The organism is Streptomyces sp. NPDC007901, from assembly GCF_042959465.1.
In the GTDB taxonomy this organism is placed as follows: domain Bacteria; phylum Actinomycetota; class Actinomycetes; order Streptomycetales; family Streptomycetaceae; genus Streptomyces.
In genome coordinates this window covers 1-18472 of sequence record NZ_JBIBKW010000015.1, presented here as the reverse complement: position 1 = coordinate 18472, position 18472 = coordinate 1, and the positions used below count along the sequence as shown (strand labels likewise).

The window sequence follows — 18472 nt, the reverse complement described above, 5'->3', positions numbered from 1 at the left end:
GGAATGGCGTTGGGGTGGGGGCTGCGTGCTCGGGACCGGTCCGATGGAGGGATGGTCGAGGGGCCGGCGGTGCCGATTCAGGTTGGTCCCGCGACCTCCGATGCGCGTGGCCCTGGGGAGGTTGATCCGACCTCTTCGGAAGTGACCAGGCTGCTGTGCCAAGCCGTGTACGCACGCCCCGACCGGGTGAAAGCCGTCAAAGCGTGGTGGCGCAAGTTCAGAGGCAGGGGGAAGAAGCCGGACAAGCCCCGCCGCAGTACCCGGAGGCGTATCTACCTGGAAGGCAGTGACGACTGTCCGCCCATGGGCGAGCCCATGGCGCAGTGGGTTGTGGATCACGTCCTGCACGGCCCGCCGTTGCCTGTGCCGTCGTACGCGTTCGACCTCGTACCAGTGGTGGCGCACAGCCTGCGTGCACGGCGACGCCGGTGGGCCCGACGTGTGGCGGGGCTGCTCGTGGCTGCCCTCGTGGCGTACGCGGCACCCAGGGCGGCCGTTGTCTGGGGAGCGGTCGTCTTCGTGGCTCTGTTGATGCGGTGGGCCGCCTACCGGGCGTTACGCAAGGGCAGGACATCGCGGCTGGCGAGGTCGCCTCGTGCGGCGTATCTCATGCTGTGCGTGCCATGGCTGCTCGCGGTCGTGCCGTACCAGCCCGTCAGCGGCGAGGTCGTCGCACTGCGCATCGGGCTGGTGCTGTTGCCGTTCGCGCTGCTGGCCGGGGCCGCGCTGATGTGTGCCGGCGACCGTCTCGCAGCGCGCGCGGCGCTGGCCCGGCTCGTCCGGGAGGGGGTGTCGTCCGACCGGCTGCCCCGGGCCGCGGCGAAAGGCGAGCGCCGGATGACGCATATCGGCAGCGAACAGGCGAGGCGGGAGTTGCCGTACGACGAGCCCGAGTGCTTCGTGGGAGCCGGGCGTGATGTGTGGGGCGTCGCCGATATTGACATCCCGCTGAAGCCGAAGGACCCGGAGGAGTCGGTCAAATCGTTCGGGGAGGCGGAGCTGTTGCGGCGGATGGGCGGGGCGCTGCGGGAGCTGGGGCGCGGGGCACGGGAGATCACCGATCCCCTGCCCGGCTTCTCCGTCACGGAGGTGAAGGGTCTGCCGTCGGCGCTGTGGCTGCGGCGCACCCGTGCGCCGAAGCTGGAACTGCCAGACCTGCGCGGCCGGGGGCGCCGGTCGCCGTCCAGCGTGCCGGACCGGCTGTATCTGCGGGCGCAGTGCGTCAGCTGGGACGGCCAAGTGGTGGTGAGCGTGTTCGTGCATGCCGCGCTGGAGGCGGGCGAACTACGGCTGACCGTTCGCCCGCACGTGATGACGCCGCTGTACAACGAACTGCGGGTAGCCGACGCACCCGTCGCCAAGCGAGGAACACGGCTGCTCGGTTGGATCGTGACGCAGTCGCTCTTGGACGCTGCTGCGGGCCCGCTCGCGCTGTGGCGCTTTGTGGCGCGGCTCGGGCTTGGAGAGCAGGCGGAGGACGGCCGCGCCGAGGAGAAGGAACCTGTCAGTCTGCGCGATCGGTATTCCACCGAAGAGGTCACCGACATGCACCAGAGCGACGACGCCAAACGGCACGTCGTGCTGATGCAGACCTGCATTTTCCGGACCGTCGCCGAGTACCTCGACGAACTGGGCGTCGACACCGCTCAGTACGAGCGCCAGGTAGCCGCGGTCATCACCAACATCCAGGTGTACGGGGACAACAACGCGCCCATCCAGAACGTCGCGGGCAGCGACATCCGCAATGTGGGCCAGGGCAACGGCAACCAGGGAGGCAAGTGATGATGGTGGGACGGCGTCGCCCCGAATCGGAGCAGGGACATGGCTCGGGCATCAGTATCGGTGGCAACAACAACGCCCCGAACCAGAACGTCGTGGGGCAGAACATCTCCCACGTGTACCAGTCCGCGTCGGTCCAGGGTGCAGTCGACATCGAGGCCGTACGAGACCTTCTCGCCTCGTTCCGTGCCGACGTGGAGCGCAACGAGGCGGGCCTGGCCAATGTGGCGGTGCTGCGGGCGATGGCGGACACCGTCGACACCTCTCTGGCGGCGTCCGACGCACAGGCCGGCACGCTTCGCCAGATCGCCCAGGCACTTCCCGCCCTGGTGGCGGGAACCGTTGTGCAGCACGGCGGTGACGCCCTCGCCAACGCCATTGCCGGATGGCTGAGTTGATGCGTTGAACGCTGGCCAAAGGGCACAGCGGACAGGGCAGTTCGCCGTTGGTACCTCTGTTCACGCTGAATGACCCCCCGCTGGGGGTGCTCGACACTGCCTCGCGGTGCTGTTTCACGTGGTGAGCACCACGAGGCTTCTTGCTTGATCTCGCTCGTTACGCCTCGTGCTGGACGGTCCGCTTACGCATCGCTCTCGTACGACGATGGAGAGCCGTGCGCCGGAAGCCGATGATGCCCGGCGCGGTGAGGTAAGGGCTGGTCACGGCCAGATGGACTTCAGCCGCCACGCCTGCATGTGGTCGAGGGTGGCGGTGCCGCCTTCGGCGAAGGCGCCGACACCTGTGTTGGACGGGTCCGGGAAGATCTGGTCGGTGAGGGTGACCTGTTCGCCACGGCTGTTCTGGGCGTAGACCTCGACGGAGGAGGCGTCGACGAGGACGCGCAGGCTCAGCCGGCCGCCGTGGAGATCGAGCGGAGCTCGCTGGACGCCGGTGAAGGTCGGGTCGAAGCCGGTGTCGCCGGAGGCGGAGCGGTCGATGTAGACCTCGCCGGTGGCGGTGTCGTAGCCGATGCGGGTGCGCTGCCCGGCGCCGGTGCGGACGTCCAGGCCGGAGCGGTCGGCGGTGCCCGGGGTGAGGTCGGCCTGAAGGTCCAGGGTGCTGGCGTGCACCGAGAGCGGGGTGGTGGTGTTCGTGACGCCGGTGCTGGGCACCCGGGTGCGGGCTCCGCGCAGGGTGGCCAGTTCACCGACCGGCTGCTGGATCAGCTGGACCTTGCTGTTCACGGTCTGCAGGGAGAGCTGGCGGGGGAACGTGTCGGCGCTGCGCCACGGGGTGGTGGGGATGGCCTGCCCGTAGTTCCAGTTGTTCATCCAGGCGATCATGACGCGGCGGCCGCCGGGTGCGTCGGTCCAGGTGTTGGCGGCGTAGAAGTCTGCGCCGTAGTCGAGCCAGTGGGCGCGCTGGGTGGTGTTCAGGGCGGGCTTGTCGGCGGTGGTGAACTGGTCGGCGAGGACGTGTCCCCAGCCGTCGGGGTTGGCGTCCACGATCTGGATCTGGGCCTTCTTGCCCTTGTAGGCCATGGTGTTGAAGGAAGCCCAGTCGAGGTTCTCGGAGTCGGCGCCGGTGGCGCTCTGAACGACCTTGCCGTCGACCAGCAGGTTGACGCCGGTCTCGATGGAGGGGGGCTTCGCCTGGGTGTCGGAGAGGACGACCTGGTCGAGGTTCAGGTGACCCCAGCCGCCCGTGTTGTCGTCCACGACCTTGATCTGGGCCTGCTTGCCCTGCAGGTCGGACAGGTCCCACGACGCCCAGTTCAGGGCTTCGCCGTTGGATCCGGTGGCCGAGCGCACGACCTTGCCGTCCACGATGAGCTCGACCGCGGTGGGGGCGTCGGAGCTTGCGGGGTGGTAGCCGCCGCCGATGAGGAAGTTCAGGTATTTCTTGTCGATGGTGAACGTCGGGGAGGTGAGGGTGCCGGTGCCGGCGTCGCCGCCCAGGAAGGTGTTGGCCAGGCCGTTGCCGAGGTAGCCGGTGACCTGCTGCTGGCCCGGGAGGGTGCCCTGGGCGGGTCCGGTGCCGAAGGCGTCGCCGGTGGTGGTCCAGTCGCCGATGGGGCTGGTGTAGGTGGTGCCCTCGAAGTCGGCGAGGGTTTCACCGGTGGGTGTCGGCTGGTCACCCAGGACGGTGCCGGGTTGGTACGGGTGGTTGCCGCCGCCGACCTTGAAGTTGATGTAGTTGCCGGTCACCGTGAACTCGGGCGAGGTCAGGGTGCCGGTGGAGGCGTCGCCGCCGTGGAAGCTGTTGGCGAAGGCTTTGCCCTCGATGCCGGTGACCTGTGACTGCCAGTCCACCGCCCCGGTCGCCGGTGCGCTGCCGAACGCGGTCCCGGTGGCCGTCCAGTCGCCGAACGAGCCGGACTCGAAGTCCTGCATGACGGTGCCGCTTGGCGGGGTGTAGCTGCCGTCGTCGTCGGAGGTGAATTTCTTGCCGTTGAAGTCGCCGACGAAGTACTGGGCGCCGGAACCGCCCGCTATGCCGCCGGGGTTGAGGTTGACGGCCAGTACCCACTTCGTCTTCTTCGGATCGCCGTCGACCGGGAGCGGGAACAGGTCCGGGCACTCCCACACCCCGCCGGTGGCGCCGGCCGGGCCGAAGTCGCTCTGGTGGGTCCAGTGCTTGAGGTCTGCCGAGCTGTAGAAGGCGATCTTGTGCTGGTCGGCGAGGGAGACCGCCATCAGCCAGCGCTGCGTGGGGGCGTACCAGAAGACCTTGGGGTCGCGGAAGTTGTTCGAGCCGATGTCGAGCACCGGGTTGTCGTCGTACTTGGTCCAGGTGGTGCCGCCGTCGGTGCTGTAGGCAAGGGCCTGCTGCTGCTTGCCGGAGGCTTTCTGCGCGCTGGTGTAGACGGCGACGAGCGGAGGGTTCTTCTTCGTCCCGAAGCCGGTGGTGTTGTTCCTGTCCAGCACCACGCTGCCGGAGAAGATCATCTCCTGGTCGTCCTGGGGGATGGCCACGGGGAGTTGCTTCCAGTGCACCAGGTCTGCGCTGACCGCGTGGCCCCAGGACATGTTGCCCCAGGTGTTCCCGGACGGGTTGTACTGGAAGAACAGGTGGTACTTGCCCTTGTAGTAGATGAGGCCGTTGGGGTCGTTCATCCAGTTCTGGGCCGGGGTGAAGTGGAACTGGGGGCGGTACTGCTCGTGGTAAAGCGTGTCGGCCATGGCGGGAGAGGCGGCGACCAGGCCGAGCCCGGACAGGACGGCCAGTGCGGCCAGGAGTCTGCGGCGCGGACGAAGGGTTCTGGACATGGCGCTCCTTGCAGGCGGGCGGGCTTCGGCTCAGCCGTAGGGGACTGACGCGTGACGAGTGACGCGTGTCGAGTGCGGGTACGGGCGGCGGCTCCGCTCGTGACCTCGTCCAAGGCCACGGGCGAGCCCGGCTGTGGGGGCAGCACGGCACCGGCAGCTCCAGCCAGGGCTGGAAACGTTTCGCAGAACGTACGGGCAACATGTCGCCGAAGTCCAGACCCTGTGCGGGAAAACTCCTGAATGCGAGGATGAAGGCGGCTGCACGGTGCCAGTGATCCCCGGGAGAAAACGTTGTCCAGCGAGCAGAACGACACAGGTCGGCGAGCGGCGACCATACGCGACGTCGCGACCATGGCCGGGGTCGGCATTGCCACTGTCTCGCGGGTCATCAACGGCAAGCCCGTCACCCCTGACCTGGCGGAACGGGTGACGCGCGCCGCCGAGCAGCTCGGTTACCGCCAGGATCTGACGGCCAGCAGCCTGCGCCGGGCCGACCGCCGCACCCACACCCTCGGCCTGGTCCTGGAGGACGCGGCCAACCCCTTCTCGGCCGCGCTGCACCGGGCGGTGGAGGACGCTGCCGCCGAGCGCGGCATGCTGCTCCTGGCGGGGTCCACCGACGAGGACCCGGTCCGCGAACGCGGCCTGCTGAAGACCTTCACGGCCCGCCGGGTCGACGGCCTCATCGTGGTGCCCACCGGGCAGAACGACACCGACCTCGACGCGGCCCGCCGCGCCGGCACACCCGTCGTCTGTGTGGACCGCCGCACCACAGCGCCGCAGGTGGACACCGTGACGGTGGACAACCGGGCGGGCGTACGGGCAGCGGTGAAGAGGCTGCACGAGGCGGGTCACCGGCGCATCGCCTTCCTCGGCGACCTCCGCTCGATCTGGACCGCCGAAGAGCGCTACGCCGGGTTCGTGGAGGGGCTCGCCTCGGTGGGCTGCGTCCTGCATCCCTCTCTCGTGAGGCGCGACCTGCACGGCGCGGACGCCGCCCAGGAGGCCACCCGCGCACTCCTGGCGCTCGCCCATGCGCCCACGGCACTCGTCTCCGGCCAGAACCTCCTGACCATCGGGGCCCGCATGGCCCTGCAGCAGCGTCAGCTGCAGCGCCGCGTCGCGCTGGTCGGCTTCGACGACCTTCCCCTCGCCGACCTGCTCGAACCGGGCATCTCGGTGATCACCCAGGATCACTCCGCCATCGGCCGGGAGGCCGCGGACCTGCTGTTCGACCGGCTCGACGGCGAGGGCGGGCCCGCCCGTCACCGCGTGCTGCCCACCCGCTACCTCGCCCGCGGCTCCGGCGAACTCCCCGCCCCCGGGCGCTGACGACTTCCCCGTGAACGAGTTGTTTCCGGTGTGTTGACGGGTCGGGCTTCTCGGTGCTTCACTGCCGGAACCGGTACCGAAACCGGTACCGAAACCGGTACCGAAACCGGTTCCGGAACCGCTGCCGGTACCGGTTCCACCGATCTCTGTACGATCGGCTCTTCGGTGCGGGAGAACGTCTTCCGCCTCTGCGTGGAGTGAGAGGAGGTGGCATGGGAGTCACCATCGCCGACGTGGCCTCACGGGCCGGCGTCAGCAAGACGACGGTCTCGCGAGTGCTGAACGGCAAAGGCGAGATCAACGAGAACACCGTCCTGAAGGTCCGCAAGGCGATATCGGAGCTGGGCTATGTGCCGAGCGCCGGAGCAGTCGGGCTCGCACGCGGCACCACCCAGATGATCGGCATGCTGGTCCCGGACATGGCCTGGGCCTGGGCGGGAATCGTGCAGGCGGTCGTCGAAACGCTGGAGGCCGAGGGCTTCGGGCTGCGCATGCTGACCTGGAACCGCGGTGAGGAGTCACTGCGCAGGCTCGGTCTGCAGGTCGCCGCCAAGTCGTTCGACGGTCTGCTGGTGATAGAGCCCGAGGGTGCCATGGGGTACATCACGGAGCTGCACGAAGCGGGGCTGCCGGTCGTGCTGATCGACGATCGCTTCCAGCGGCCGGGATTCCCCTACGTGGCCACCACCAATCGGGAGGGGGGTGCGCAGGCGGCGCGGCACCTGCTGGAGATCGGGCGCCGTCGTCCCCTGGTGATCACCGGTCCCGAGACGTTCGGCTGTACCCGGGAACGGCTGGACGGCTTCGTCGAGGTGTACGCCGAAGCCGGGATCGAGATCGGCCAACGCAGCATCATCCCCGGCGACTTCGACTTCGAACGCTGCCGTAGCGCAGTGGCGCGCGCTCGTGCGGACGGCGTGGAGTTCGACTCGGTCTTCGCGCACAACGATCCCTCGGCGGCCGGCGTGCTGGCCGCACTGCACGAGGCCGGTCTGTGGGTTCCGCAGGATGTTGCCGTGGTGGGCTTCGACGACCTTGAGATGGCGTCGTACACCTACCCGGCACTGACGACCATCCGCCAGCCGATGCGGGAGATGGGTGAGGCGGCGGCGCGGCTGCTGCTGGACCACGTGCGCGGATCGCCGAAGGCCGCCCCCTCGTGCATCGTCCCCACCAGCCTGGTGGTCCGTGGCTCGACGTTAAAGCCGGGCCTGAACTGACGCAGCGTCATCCAGATGTGTACGGCGTCGCCGTCTCACCAACTGTCCGTCTCCGCCGCTCCTGCCCAGCCCCGCAGGCGGGGACGGACCCCATCCGCCCAATGAACTGACCTACCGGCTCTCGGGCAGGGCGGTGAGTCGCCCAGCTCCACCTGAGCTCAATCGAAAGCCGCTCCACGCAGCGGACCCGACCGGCCTGTTCGCCTGCCGGCCGACTTCATCACCCTCCACGCGGAACCGTGTTCACGCGTCACCACCGAGGTGCAGTTTCCCTCGGTGCCTTCCTGATCCGGCACACGAACGGTACGCCGGGCACACCCCGCCCGGACGCTGCCCACTCCGGGTCGGACGTTCCAGCCGCGACCCGCGGCTGACGGCCGATGCCGCTGCAGACGAACTCACCTCTTGGGCCGGCCCATTCGGGTGCCTGCCCGCCTCCACCTCTTCGCCGCCCCCCGCGCCCTTTTTTCGTTCAACGGCAAGGAGCCGCCCCATGCGTACGTCTACTCGTCACACCGTCAGAACCGTCCAGGCCCTGTGCATCACCGTCACGGCCGCCCTGGTGGCCACCGGCTGCGGCCGCAGTGCCGACTCCGGGCCCGGCAAGGACGCGCCCGCGAAGATCGGCAGCGGCAAGGCCACGGGGAAGGTCGTCATGTGGTCCATGGGCGACACCGACCCGGCCCTGTTGAGCCTGGCCAAGAAGTTCGAGAAGGAGAACCCCGGCGTCAAGGTCCAGATCACCCCGATTCCCTGGGCCTCCGCCCACGACAAGCTGACCACCGCGATCGCCGGCGGCAACACCCCGGACATGTCCGTGGTCGGATCCACGTGGATGGCCGAGATGGCCTCCATGAACGCCTTCCAGGCCACCCCGACGACGTTCAAGTCGTCGGACTTCTACGCCGGCCAGTGGGACACCACCAAGTACAAGAACACCGCCTACGGCGTGCCGTTCGTCGCCGACACCTCGGCGGTCTACTACCGGACCGACCTCACCGAGAAGGCCGGCATCAAGGGCCCCCTGGCCAGTGACCGTGAGGGATACATCAAGGACCTCAAGGCCATCCAGGCGACCGCCGGCAAGCAGAACCCCAAGCTGCGCTATGCCAGCGGGTGGTTGATCGGCTTCAACTCCTGGCTCTTCTGGGTGCCGATGGTCTGGCAGCAGGGCGGTGACATCTACGACGCCAAGACCAAGAAGTTCACCTTCGACACGCCGGAGGTCGCCAAGGCGCTGGAGTACTACGCGAGCGTCCCCCAGCAGCACCTGGCGCCGACCGACAAGGAGGACAACGTCCAGGGCTTCCAGGACGGGCTGATCGCCGTTTACCAGGAGGCTGCCTGGGCCGGCGGTGCCTTCCACAAGGACTCCCCGAAGCTGGACGGCAAGTGGAAGACCATGCCGGTGCCGTACAGCAAGCAGCCCGCCGGGTTCGCCGGCGGCAGCGACCTGGCTGTGTTCAAGGGCGCCAAGAACTCCAAGGCGGCATGGAAGTTCGCCCAGTTCCTCACCGAGCCCGCCAACCTCGCCGCCTACAGCAAGGCCACCGGCAACCTGCCCCCGTCGCCCGCCGCCTGGTCGGAGGGGAAGCTGAACGAGGACGAGACGAAGAAGGCGTTCGAGGAGCAGCTGAAGGTCAGCAAGGCGCCCCCCGCGATCACGACTTGGCAGCAGATCGCCGACGCCATCGACTCCGAACTGGAGAAGCTGTCCCTCGGCAAGGCCACCGTCGCCCAGGTGCAGCAGGCGCTGCAGTCCAAGGCCACCAGCATCGGCACCGGCCGCTGAGCGCTGGCCCGTGTGCAGTCCTCTAGCAGCCTTCTTACGGACGGATGACATCCATGTCCACGAAAACGCTCCCTGGGCGGGGCGACGTCCATGAGCTGAGCGCTGGGCGGCCGGACGGGAGTGCCGGCCGCCGGTACTCCCCGGTCCGCCGCACGGCGCGGGCGCAGGCCCGGGCCGCCTGGATCCTCGGCCTGCCCTTCCTCGTGTTGTTCGCGGCCTTCATGGTGTTGCCGGTGGTCTGGTCGCTGCTGATGAGCATGACCGACACCGAGAGCGCAGACCTGCGTACTCCGCTGAACGTGTCGTTCATCGGCTTCGACAACTACGTACGGCTCTTCGAGGACGAGCAGTTCGTTCACGCCCTGCGCAACACCGGCGTGTTCGTCCTGGTCGGCCTGCCCCTGACCCTGGCCGCGGGGCTCGCCGCGGCGGTCGCCCTCGACCGTGGCATCCGACGCTTCCGCGCCGTCTTCCGGGTCGGCTTCTACCTGCCGGTGATCACCAGCGTCGTGGCCGTCGCCGTGATCTGGAAAACGCTCCTGGACCCGCGCGCGGGACTGGTCAACACCGTCCTGGCCTGGTTCGGGATCAACGGCCCGGCCTGGCTGGCGGACACCCGGTTCGCGCTGCCCGTCATGATCCTGATGGCCGTGTGGCGCAACCTTGGCACCGTCATGATCATCATGCTGGCCGGGCTGCAGTCCGTACCCCAGTCCCTGATGGAAGCGGCCCAACTCGACGGAGCCGGGGCCTGGCAGCGGTTCTGGCGGGTCACCCTCCCGCTCCTGCGCCCCGCCCTGCTGCTCACCGCGGTGACCACCGGCATCAACTATCTGCAGTTCTTCGACGAGCCGTTCGTGATGACCAACGGCGGGCCGCTGGACTCGACCCTGTCGGCCACGTTGTACAGCTACAACCAGTTCGGCAACGGCAACTACGACATGGCGTCGGCCGCCGGCTACGTCGTCTTCGTCCTCATCGTCGCGCTGACCGTTCTGCAGTTCCGCGTGCTGCGAGACAAGGACTGATGACCATGAGCACCCTCTCCACCCTTCAGACGGCCGGGCCGGACACGGACCGGTCCCTGAGACGCCGCCGCATCCGGCAGAACTGGGGCAACCCATGGCTGTATCTGCCGCTCACCGGCTGCCTCCTGCTGATGATCGCGCCGTTCCTGTGGATGCTGTCCGGCTCCTTCAAGCCCGAGGCCGACATCCGCAGACTGCCGCCCGTTCTGATCCCCACCGCACCCACGACCGCCAACTACAGCCAGCTGTTCCGCAGCCTCGACTTCACGAGCATGTTCGCGAACTCCGTGATCGTCTCCCTGGCCATCACCGCGGGCAACCTGCTCTTCTGCTCGATGCTTGGCTACGCCCTGGCCAAGCTGGACTTCCGCGGCCGACGCGTCGTGTTCAGCCTGGTCATCGGCACCCTCATGGTCCCCGCCCTGGTCACCTTCGTACCGCTGTACGTGCTGGTGGCCAATATGAAGCTGACCGGCTCGCTGGTCGGACTGATCCTGCCGTTCCTGGCCGGCCCGTTCGGGGTGTTCCTGATGCGGCAGTTCATCTCCACCCTGCCCGACGAACTCATCGACGCCGCCCGGGTCGACGGCTGCGGCGAACTGGCCATCTTCTGGCGGATCATCCTGCCGCTGACCAGGCCGGCCCTCGCCACCCTGGGGATCATCACCTTCCTGGGCTCCTGGAACAGCTTCCTGTGGCCCCTGGTCGTGGCCCAGAACCAGGACCAGTACACGCTGCCGGTCGGCCTGGCCCTGGCCAGCAGCGGTCAGTCCTTCACCCGCTACGGCATCCTGCTCGCCGGCGCTGTGGTCGTCCTGCTGCCGGTGATGATCGTCTTCCTTCGCTTCCAGCGCCAGTTCGTCGCCGGAATCGCCACCACCGGCCTGAAGTGACCTCCGTCGCTCGCCCTCATCAACTCTCTGACCTGCAATGACTCATGACTTGGAGACCACAGTGGGACAGCCGGTCCGCGCCGCCGTGTACCTGGATCCGGACGCCTCCGTGGAAGCGAGAACCGAGGACCTGCTGTCCCGGATGACCCTGGCGGAGAAGGTCGGGCAGTTGCTGATGCTCGACGCCCAGCACGGGGACCTCGAGGACATCATGTCGGCCAAGCTGGCCGGGTCGGTCCTGCATGTGATGCCCGAGCGCATGCCGGAGGCCATGGAACGGGCCCGGCGGACACGGCTCGGCATTCCGCTGCTGACCGCCGACGACTGCATCCACGGCCACTCCTTCTGGCCGGGCGCGACCATCTTCCCCACACAGCTCGGCATGGCCTGCACCTGGGATCCCTCTCTGATCCACCGGGTCGCCCGTGCGTCCGCGATCGAGATCTCGACGACCGGGATCCACGGGACGTTCTCCCCGGTGCTGTGCATCACCCGGGACCTGCGCTGGGGCCGGATCAACGAGACGTTCGGCGAAGACCCTTACCTGATAGGCGAGTTGGGGGCCGCGATGGTGCGCGGCTACCAGGGTGAGGGCCTCGGCGACCCGACCGCCGTGCTGGCGTACGCCAAGCACTTCGCGGGCTACTCCGAGACCCTGGGCGGACGCGACGCCAGCGAGGCGGATCTCAGCCCGCGCAAGCTGCGCTCGTGGTTCCTCCCCCCGTTCGAGCGGGCGGCCCGGGCCGGCTGCCGCGCCTTCATGCTGGGCTACCAGTCGATCGACGGGGTGCCCATCACCGCCAACGAGTGGCTGATCAACGACGTGCTCAAGGGTGAGTGGGGCTTCACCGGCACGCTGGTGACCGACTGGGACAACGTCGGCAGGATGGTTTACGACCAGCGGACCTGCGCCGACTACGCCGAGGCGGCGGCGGTCGCGGTCAACTCCGGGAACGACCTGATCATGGCCACGCCGGGGTTCTTCGAGGGCGCCCAGGAGGCGGTCGCCCGCGGCCTGGTCGAGGAGAAGCAGATCGACGACGCGGTACGGCGGGTGTTGCGGCTGAAGTTCGAACTCGGGCTCTTCGAGGACCCCCGTGCCCCCGACCCCGAGCGGCAGGCGCAGGTGATCGGCTGCCGCGAACACGCCGACCTCAACCTCGAGACCGCCCGACGTTCCCTCGTACTGCTGCGCAACGAGGGGATCCTGCCCCTCGAAGGCGGGCTGACCGCGGACGGAACCGGCCGTGCCACAGGCCGGGGCACGCCACGCACCATCGCGGTCATCGGCCCCAACGCCGACAGCCCGGAGGCCATGCTCGGCGACTGGGCGGGTGCCACCGGCCAGGTGCCGTGGATGCCCGAAGGACATCCACGTGAGTTGGTGGAGACGGTGCTGGACGGCCTGCGCGCCGTCGTCCCCGCCGACTGGACCGTCACACACGCCCGCGGAGCCGACATCGAAAGCCCCGCCTTCGACCCCGACCGGTGGGTCGCCGGGCCCGACGGCCAGCCGCAGCCGCCCGTGTTCCTTCCCGCCCCGGTCGATGAGGCACAGCTTCGGGAGGCCACCGCCGCTGCCGAGGCCGCGGACTACGCCGTCGTGGTCGTGGGGGACACCATTGCCCTCACCGGCGAGGTGCGCTCCACGGCCACCCTCGACCTCCAGGGGGGCCAGATCGCGCTGCTGGACGCGGTCGCCGCCACCGGCACGCCCATGATCGTCGTACTGCTGCAGTCCAAGCCGAGCACCCTCCCCGACTCGGCACTGAACGCGGCAGCGCTCATCGAGGCGTTCAACCCGGGCATGCGCGGTGGCCGTGCCGTCGCCGAACTCCTTCTCGGACTCACCGAACCCAGCGGCCGGCTCCCGGTTTCCTTCGCACGCCACGTCGGGCAGCAGCCGGTCTACTACAACCAGGTGCGGGGCCAGCACGGTGACCGCTACGCGGACCTCACCCAGGACCCCCTGTTCGCGTTCGGCGAGGGCCTGAGCTACACCACCGTCACCTACTCCGACCTCACCGTGCACGAGGACGAGGTCTCCGCCGACGGCACCGTCCACGCCACGGTGCGGCTCACCAACAGCGGAAGTCGTCCGGCCCTGGAGACGGTCCAGGCGTACGTCAGTGACCTGACCACCAGCGTCACGTGGGCCGAGCAGGAGCTGAAGGCGTTCACCCAGGCCGAAGTCCCGCCCGGTGAAACCCTCGCCGTCGGCATCAGCGTCCCCGCCGGACACTGCTCACTCGTCACCGCCGACAACCGTCGCGTGGTCGAACCAGGCGAGTTCATGCTCCGCGTCGGCCCCAGCTCACGACGGGAGCACCAGCTCAGCGCGGGATTCCGCATCCGGGCCTGAGGGCCGGCGCCCGGCTGCCCCCAGGGGCAGCCGGCGGGCCCTGCCTGACATACCGAAAGGCACGCGTGTGTCCACTCCACCCCTCGATCCGTACTACCCCGTGGCGCACCTGCGCCCGCCCCGCAACTGGCTCAACGACCCCAACGGGCTGGCCTTCCACGACGGCTACTACCACGTCTCCTACCAGTACAACCCGTACGGCGCGACACACGCGAACCTGCACTGGGGCCACTTCCGCAGCCCCGACCTGATCAGCTGGGACCCGCTGCCGATCGCCCTGGCCCCCACGCCCGGCGGCGTGGACAGCGACGGCTGCTTCTCCGGCAACGCCGTCTCCGACGGCGACCGGCTCGTCGCCTTCTACTCCGCGCACCGCGTGGCGCGCTCGCCCCAGCACCAGCCGGTCACCTGCGCCGTCTCCCACGACGGCGGCACGACCTTCAGCCCGCGAGGCGAACTGCTCATCCCCGAGCTGCCCGAGGGCTGCACCATGTACCGCGACCCGTACGTCTGGCGGGACGGCGACGGCTGGCGGATGCTGGTCGGCGCCGCTCTCGCCGACGGCCGCGCCGCCACCCTCCTGTACGACTCACCCGATCTGGAGACCTGGGCCTACCGAGGGCCCTTCGCGGCCCGTCACCCGGAGCCCATCGGCGGCACCGAGGAGCTCACCGGTGACGGCTGGGAATGCCCCCAGTACCTCCCGGCAGCCGGCGGACAGGCCGCCCTCATCTTCAGTACCTGGACCGAACCCACTGGCCCGATGCGCGTCGCAGCCCTGATCGGCGAAGAGCACGACGGCCACTTCAAAGCCGGCGCACCGGTGTGGGCGGACCACGGCCCGGACTGCTACGCACCCGCCCTGCTGCGTGCACCTGGGGGCACCTCCCACGCCGAAGGCAGTGGGGGAGGCAGATGGCTGCTGTGGGGCTGGTCCTGGGAAGCCCGCGACCAAGCCTGGGCCGTCGCCGGCGGATGGGCCGGCGTCCTCACCGTGCCCCGCGAGATCCATGTCGGCGGCGACGGCACGCTGCGTCAGCGACCCGCCACCGAGCTGCTCGCGCTGCGCGGTGAGCGCACTGTGCAGGCCGAGGGTGCGACCCATGGCCCGGAGCCGGTGGAACTGGGCAGCGTGGGACGGGCCTTCGACCTGACGGCCCGTCTGGAGCCGACCGGGACCGCCGGCCTGCGGCTGCTCACCACCCCGGACGGATCCGAGTACCTCGACATCCGCCTCGATCCGGACGCGGGCGAACTGGTCGTCGACCGCTACCACGCCTCCTTGGACACGCGGGCGCACGGCGGCGCCTACCGGATGCCCTGCCCCACCGGACAGCCGGTCGACCTCCGCGTGGTCGTCGACCACTCCATCGCCGAGGTCTTCCTGACCTCTACCGGCCAGGTCCTCACGCTGCGGTTCTACCCGACAGGGCAGGGCGCGTGGCGACTTCAGGCCCGCACCGCCCCGGGCACGCGCGTCGGCTTCACGGTCGACGCGTGGGAGCTGCACCCGCTGGTGATCAAGACGCCGACCGTCGGCGCCGCAGAGCAGTACTGAACCAACCGGTCTGAAGGAGGATCCTCAATGAGCTCGTACGGTTTTGGACGACGTCAGTTCCTCACCACCGCCATCGGCGTCGCCGCAGCCTGGCCCCAGGTTTCCGGCAACGCTTCCGCCGCCACCTCGTCGCGCAATTCTTCCGTGCAGGTCTGGCTGACCGACATATCGGCCAAGAAGTGGGTCGTCGGCCAGAGCGGTGTGCTGTTCCGGACGAAGAGCACCAGCAACCCGCTCACCATCAAGGTCGACGACAGCGTCAAGTACCAGAAGATCCAGGGCTTCGGGGCGGCCATGACGGACTCTTCCGCGTGGCTCATCGACAAGCTGTCCACCGCTGACCGAGCGAAGCTGCTGCAGAAGCTGTACGACCCCTCCAAGGGCATCGGCCTCAGCCTGATCCGTACGCCGATGGGCGCCACGGACTTCAACGCGTCCGGCAACTACTCCTACGACGACATGCCGGCGGGACAGACGGACCAGACGCTGTCCAACTTCTCGGTCCAACACGATGAGAAGTACATCATTCCGGTCTTGCGGCAGGCTCTCGCACAGAACCCGTCCGCCAAGATCCTGGCCAACCCTTGGAGCCCGCCAGGCTGGATGAAGACCTCGGACTCCATGATCGGCGGCACCCTCAAGAGCGACTACGCCTCCACGCTGGCCGACTACTTCGTGAAGTTCATCAAGGCTTACGACAAGGCCGGTGTGCCCATCTCCTACATCACGCCGCAGAACGAGCCCATGGGCACGCCCAGTTGGCCCGGCATGTTCCTGTCCGCCTACCAGGAATCCGCCGCGATCCAGGAGATCGGCCAGGCGTTCGCGGCCAACCGCATCTCCACAAAGATCCTGGCCTGGGATCACAACTGGGATGTGCCCTCGTATCCCGAGACGATCTTCAGCGACCCCGCCGCCTCCCAGTACACGGCCGGCACCGGATGGCACATCTACAGCGGCAACCCGACCTACCAGACGCTGGTCCACAACGACTTTCCGGGCAAGGAAACCTACATCACCGAGGCCAGCGGAGGCGTCTGGCAGGGCGAAGACGAGACGGCGTTCAACGACGCACTCGGCACATGGATCATCAAGGGCATGCGCAACTGGGCGAACGGTGTGATGCTCTGGAACACCGCGCTCGACCCCAAGCTGGGGCCTCTCAACAGCGACACCAACGGCATCCCCATGTGCCGGGGACTGGTCACGGTCGATCCGGACAGCGGGCAGGTGTCCTACAACGTGGACTACCACGCACTCGCTCACGCCAGCCGGTTCGTGAAGCCCGGAGCGCATCGCATCTACTCGAACACCTTCGGGGAAGGAAGCATCGAGAGCGTCGCGTTCCAGAACCCGGACGGCTCGAAGGTCCTGATCGCCTACAACTCGGGGAGCGCCGCGAAGAACTTCAGCGTGGCGGACGGAACGCAGTCCTTCGACTACACCCTGAACGCCGGCGACGCCGTCACGTTCACCTACACGGGCCGGCGCAGCGGCGGGACCCCCGCTGCGACCAATGTCTTCGACCCGACCCATGACTTCACGTTCAAGTCGTCGCTGGGGCCGATGACGGTCACGTACGACCCGGTACTCCTGCAGTACCAGAACGCCGTCCGCACCGGAAGCAAGCTGCTCACGTACTCCCTGCCGATCGGAGCGTCCATCAAGACACCCGGAACGTCACTGAGCCGTGGCAAGTGGACCGCCACGGCCTCGACGAGCCCGGACTGGGGTGCGGCCTCGAACGCGATCGACGGCGACATCAACAGCCGGTGGAATCTCGGCCAGGGGACCACCAGCGGCGCCTGGTTCCAGATCGATCTGGGAAGCCCGACAAGCTTCAACAAGATCGTCTTCGCCACCGGAGAAAGCAACTCCTTCGACTACGTCACCAAGTACCAGATATACGTCTCGGACGACGGGGCCGACTGGGGCAGCGCGGTCGCGAACGGCAGCGGGAACATAGGGAAGACAGCCGTCACGTTGCCGGCCCAGACGGCTCGGTACATTCGCATCGTCTGCGTCGCGGCATCCGGTTTCTGGTGGAGCATCGCCGAAATCAACGTATACGGATCCTCGAGCGACACCGGTTCCATCGCAGCCCCGACAGCAGTCCCCAAGGGCCTCCAGCTGAAGACCTGGAGCAGCCCGGAAGGGGCACAGGTCACCGCGGTGTTCAACGGCACCGCCGGCAGCCGGAGCTTCCCGGTGTCCGCCGACGGCTCGTACACCTACACCCTGCCGAGCGGAACGTCGGCGATGTTCACCACGCAGAAGCTGTCCAGCTTCCCCGCGCCGGTCTTCGGAAGCCTGAAGCCGAAGCAAGGCATACCGCGCGCCAAGTTCACGATCAGCGGTTCTCACTTCGGTGACGCGCAGGGGCTGGGTACGGTGCGCTTCGGGAAGCTCTTCGCCGAAATCGACAGCTGGTCGGACACGAGCATCAGCGCGTACGTGCCGAGCGGGCTTCCGGTGGGCACGTACAAGGTCTCGGTGAACGGCGCCGGAGGAGCGGACGCGGGTTCAGCATCGTTCGACGTCATAGACCTGGGACCCGCGCTGTCGCGCACGGGCTGGACCGCCACGACATCCGACACAAGCCCGTACAACGACGGTCCCGCGAACATGCTGGACGGCGATTCCGGCACCCGGTACAGCTCCGGAAGGGGCCAGTACGACGGCCTGTGGATCCAGGTCGACATGCAGCAGACCCAGACGTTCGACAAGATCCTGCTGGATTCCGGCAGCAGCACCGGCGACTATGCGCGAAGCGCGGGCGTCTACGTCTCCACGAACGGTACCGACTGGACCAAGGTCTCTTCCATAGAGGAAGGTCAGCGAGTCGAGCTGATCTCCTTCCCGACCCAGACGGCCCGCTACATCAAGATCGTCAACACGGGCGATGTCGCGAGTAACTGGTGGTCGATCGCAGAACTGACCGTCTACAGCTGACGTCGGCTGTCGCGTGGAGTGAAGGCCGTCCGGCGTCGCCCTGCTCGCCCAGATCCGCCGTGTCGAGCCCCACCCAGTGCGCCGCTCCGCAAGCGGCGCATGGGGGCGTCGTGTCCTGATCGCGCGGGACTGGCGGGTGGCTCTACCGGCCTGAGTTCCGGAAGAGGCACCGACTGGCTATGCCTCTGCAGAGCCCCTGTGCGGCGATCGGTGTCCAGAGAGTGTGACATGACAAGCCCCGAGTCCAGGACATCTGTCGGCGACGGCTGAAAAGTGGTTCTGGATCACTTTTGGTGCCGGAGCAACGGAGGGTCACCACCTCCGCGATCATGAGCGGTCGTGACCCA

General features: G+C 68.2%; 11 protein-coding genes. 10 read left to right on the top strand and 1 reads right to left on the bottom strand.

Annotation, left to right across the window (positions count from 1 at the left end; translation table 11 throughout):
• Positions 1-303 precede the first annotated feature (303 nt).
• Positions 304-1782 (top strand): hypothetical protein, encoded by a 1479-nt coding sequence (locus tag ACFZDK_RS37640; RefSeq protein WP_390979206.1) that lies wholly within the window; start codon positions 304-306, stop codon positions 1780-1782.
• Positions 1782-2177 (top strand): hypothetical protein, encoded by a 396-nt coding sequence (locus ACFZDK_RS37635; RefSeq protein ID WP_390979204.1) that lies wholly within the window; start codon positions 1782-1784, stop codon positions 2175-2177. The genes ACFZDK_RS37640 and ACFZDK_RS37635 overlap by 1 nt, the downstream gene beginning before the upstream one ends.
• A 261-nt stretch (positions 2178-2438) precedes the next feature.
• Here ACFZDK_RS37635 and ACFZDK_RS37630 read toward each other — a convergent pair whose 3' ends face one another.
• The gene (locus tag ACFZDK_RS37630) at positions 2439-4988 is read right to left on the bottom strand and encodes a GH32 C-terminal domain-containing protein (RefSeq protein ID WP_390979202.1); all 2550 of its coding nucleotides are present in this window, start codon (positions 4986-4988) and stop codon (positions 2439-2441) included.
• 291 nt (positions 4989-5279) lie between these two features.
• Between ACFZDK_RS37630 and ACFZDK_RS37625 the strand changes: the two genes are divergently transcribed.
• The 8 genes from ACFZDK_RS37625 (at position 5280) to ACFZDK_RS37590 (ending at position 18125) form a co-directional block, all read left to right on the top strand.
• A complete protein-coding gene (locus ACFZDK_RS37625) occupies positions 5280-6320 on the top strand; it encodes a substrate-binding domain-containing protein (RefSeq protein ID WP_390979200.1) in 1041 nt (346 codons plus the stop codon).
• 212 nt (positions 6321-6532) lie between these two features.
• A complete protein-coding gene (locus ACFZDK_RS37620; RefSeq protein ID WP_390979198.1) occupies positions 6533-7540 on the top strand; it encodes a substrate-binding domain-containing protein in 1008 nt (335 codons plus the stop codon).
• 493 nt (positions 7541-8033) lie between these two features.
• Positions 8034-9332, top strand: coding sequence for an extracellular solute-binding protein (locus ACFZDK_RS37615; protein ID WP_390979196.1), 1299 nt, complete (start codon positions 8034-8036; stop codon positions 9330-9332).
• A gap of 44 nt (positions 9333-9376) precedes the next feature.
• Positions 9377-10360, top strand: coding sequence for an ABC transporter permease subunit (locus tag ACFZDK_RS37610; protein WP_390979194.1), 984 nt, complete (start codon positions 9377-9379; stop codon positions 10358-10360).
• On the top strand, positions 10360-11253 hold the full coding sequence (locus tag ACFZDK_RS37605) for an ABC transporter permease subunit (protein ID WP_390979192.1): 894 nt from the start codon (positions 10360-10362) through the stop codon (positions 11251-11253). The genes ACFZDK_RS37610 and ACFZDK_RS37605 overlap by 1 nt, the downstream gene beginning before the upstream one ends.
• Before the next feature lie 61 nt (positions 11254-11314).
• Entirely contained in the window at positions 11315-13615 is a 2301-nt protein-coding gene (locus ACFZDK_RS37600) for a glycoside hydrolase family 3 N-terminal domain-containing protein (RefSeq protein ID WP_390979514.1), read from the top strand.
• A gap of 67 nt (positions 13616-13682) precedes the next feature.
• A complete protein-coding gene (locus ACFZDK_RS37595) occupies positions 13683-15173 on the top strand; it encodes a GH32 C-terminal domain-containing protein (RefSeq protein ID WP_390979190.1) in 1491 nt (496 codons plus the stop codon).
• 27 nt (positions 15174-15200) lie between these two features.
• Positions 15201-18125, top strand: a complete 2925-nt coding sequence (locus ACFZDK_RS37590) for a discoidin domain-containing protein (RefSeq protein ID WP_390979188.1) — start codon at positions 15201-15203, stop codon at positions 18123-18125.
• Positions 18126-18472 lie beyond the last annotated feature (347 nt).